This window comes from Peribacillus sp. SIMBA_075, from assembly GCF_046534585.1.
Genome location: NZ_JAWRYN010000206.1, coordinates 1 through 367, shown reverse-complemented (window position 1 = coordinate 367; position 367 = coordinate 1). Strand labels below are relative to the sequence as shown.

Here is a 367-nt window from a genome sequence, read left to right as displayed (position 1 = left end):
ACCGATAAATGGCAATACATCTTCACGCTTATACTGATTAGAATAATAGTGATTTAACTTATGTAAAAAAGAAGAGATAATAAGTTCATTTGTATTAATTAACGTTCCATCTAAATCAAATAACACTGTATTTATTCTCATTGCCTTAGTCCCTTCTCTTTCCTGAATATGAAAGAAGCAGCATCTTATAATAAGATGCTACTTTTCTCTAATTTTCCGAATATCTTTTATCAGCTTGCCCCATTTTTCGTCTCACAATAATGAAAATGATAGAAATAACAACAATTCCAATAGACATTACTTGTGCAATACGAAGTGGTCCTAACATTAAACTATCTGTACGCAAACCTTCTACGAAGAAGCGTCC

Annotated in this window: 2 protein-coding genes; both read right to left on the bottom strand. The window is 31.6% G+C overall.

Going from position 1 to position 367, the window contains the following annotated elements; translation table 11 throughout:
• Positions 1-141, bottom strand: a 141-nt coding sequence (locus SB775_RS27855) for an HAD hydrolase-like protein (protein WP_410864388.1), incomplete at its 3' end; no start/stop codon positions are given.
• Between the two features lie 67 nt (positions 142-208).
• On the bottom strand, positions 209-367 hold a 159-nt coding region (locus SB775_RS27850; protein ID WP_410864386.1), incomplete at its 5' end, for a prolipoprotein diacylglyceryl transferase family protein.